This window comes from Collinsella aerofaciens, from assembly GCF_902501475.1.
Lineage (GTDB): Bacteria > Actinomycetota > Coriobacteriia > Coriobacteriales > Coriobacteriaceae > Collinsella > Collinsella aerofaciens_AL.
In genome coordinates, this window is sequence record NZ_CABWIF010000036.1 from 1 (window position 1) to 2,285 (window position 2,285).

A 2,285-nucleotide genomic window follows, 5' to 3' on the forward strand; every position below is an offset into this window, starting at 1 on the left:
TGAAGTTAGTGTCCATCCTCGCAGTATCCGGTTCTCAAGGTGCACGCCCCGCGGCTCATCCGGTCCGACCGGGCCGCGCGGCAAGGAGATATATTGCCAGACCGGAGGGGCCCCGTGGGCGGGAATCTGGGCGTACACATTTCCTACACATTTTGTGATTCTCAGCTGTGTTTGCCGGTAATAAAGAGGGGACCTCGTTTCCGAGATCCCCTCCTCCGTCTAACTGTAGAAATAGGCTTTCAAAGCCTTAGGCCAACAGCTTGCGACCGGACTCCTCAATCGCGTCAAGTGCGGCATCAGCCTCGGCGGCATCCGCGCCCTTAGCGAAGATGTACAGCTTAATCTTGGGCTCGGTGCCGGAAGGACGAACAATACCCTTGTTGCCGCCCTCAAGATCGAACTCAATGACGTTAGCCTTCGGCAGGCCGTTCACGCAGGTGTTGTAATCCACGACAGCCTCAATCTTGGAACCGGCGAGCTCCGCGGGCGGGTTCTCGCGCAGACCAGCCATGATGCCGGCCATCTTTGCCGCACCCTCAGCGCCCGGATAGCTCAGCGAAATCGTCTTGTTGTGATAGTAGCCATACTTCTCGTACAGCTCGTGCATCGCATCTGCAAGGTTCTTGCCCTGGAGCTTGTAATACTGCGCCATCTGGCAAATCAGAAGAGAAGTGCTCACGGCGTCCTTGTCGCGCACGTGGTCACCGGCCAGATAGCCGTAGCTCTCCTCAAAACCGAAGATAAAGCGATTGACCTCGCCAGCATCGGAAAGAGAAGTAATGATGTCGCCGATGTACTTGAAGCCCGTCAGGCAGCGGCGGAGCTCAAAACCGTACTCGTCGGCCAGAGCGTCAACCATGGCGGAAGAAACGATAGTAGTGACAGCAACCTTCTTAGTGAGGTCCTCACCGCGAGCAGCGCGGGTCTTGCAGATATAGTCAAGCAGCAGAACGCCCATCTCATTGCCGGTCAGCAGCAGATAGTCATCGCCATTCTTAACGGCAACGCCAACGCGATCGGCGTCAGGATCGGTTGCAAGCAGCAGATCGGGGTGAACCTGCTCGCACAGGTCAATGCCCTTCTGCATGGCCTGACGAATCTCGGGGTTAGGATACGGGCAGGTCGGGAAATCGCCGTTAGGCTCCTTCTGCTCGGGAACAACCGTGACATCAGTGATGCCAGCGCGCTCGAGCACCGTCGTGACGGGAATGAGGCCAGTGCCGTTAAGCGGAGTGTAGACGAGCTTAAGCGGAGCGCCAGCGATCTCCTCGGCAGAAAGGTTAGTCACGCCGCGGGCGAGAACGGCGTCGTAATAACGCTCGAGGCACGAGTCATCGATCCATTTGACCAGACCCTGCTCAAGAGCCTCATCGAAGTCCATGGACTTCACGCCGGTGAACGTATCGGTCTCGGCGATAGCCTTAGAAATTGCATCGGCGGCCTCGCTGGTGATCTGGCAGCCGTCGGGGCCATAGGCCTTATAGCCGTTATAAGGCGCCGGATTATGACTAGCGGTCATGCAAATGCCACCGGAGCACTTAAGGTCGCGGACGGCCCAGGAGAGCGTCGGCACAGGAGAAATCTTGGGATACACGAGGGCGGTCACGCCGTTTGCTGCAAGAATGGCAGCCGTCGTCTTGACGAACAGCTCACCTTTATTGCGGCTATCGCGAGCGATGGCGACCGTCGGATGTTCGAAGGTCGCATTGAGGTAGTCAGCGAATCCCTGGGTCGCACGACCGACCGTATAGATATTCATACGGTTAGTGCCCGCACCGATAGTGCCGCGAAGGCCGGCAGTACCGAAGGCGAGATCCTGGAAGAAAGCGTCGGTGATGGCGTCCTCATCACCCTGCTCCTTCATCGTGTTAAGCTCAGCGAGGAGCTCCTCGTCCTTGACATTGGCAATCCAAGTATCAAGCAGCTCATGAACATCTGCCATATGAGTCCTTCCGTCACAATCAATAAAACGACCCGTGTAAAACAGGACAAGCGCAGCAGTGCGCTAAAGCAAATATTAGTCCATTGAGAACAAAGAACCGACCAAAGAACGGTGAACGTCTATATTCAGCGGTGGATGATTAAATTGATTTAATTGCATAAGGAATGTTTCACGTAAACGCAAAAAAGGGGGAGGCCGCGAGGCCTCCCCCTTCTAAGTTCAAGCGTACGGCTCGGTGCCGTCCACCGGTCAGCGGCGCCCTGGCCTCCCACGGGCTGACCCCGCAGTACTCTCGGCGCGATGGGGCTTAGCTTCCGGGTTCGGAACGGGACCGGGCGTGCCC

Annotated in this window: 1 protein-coding gene and 1 rRNA gene; both read right to left on the reverse strand. The window is 57.0% G+C overall.

The features are described 5' to 3' along the window. Positions 1 to 247: 247 nt before the first annotated feature. Complete coding sequence (locus GDJ93_RS07170; protein WP_148332922.1) at positions 248 to 1,942, reverse strand: phospho-sugar mutase; 1,695 nt, start codon at positions 1,940 to 1,942, stop codon at positions 248 to 250. Between the two features lie 247 nt (positions 1,943 to 2,189). Then, positions 2,190 to 2,285, reverse strand: a 5S ribosomal RNA gene (gene rrf / locus GDJ93_RS07175); the annotation flags it as partial.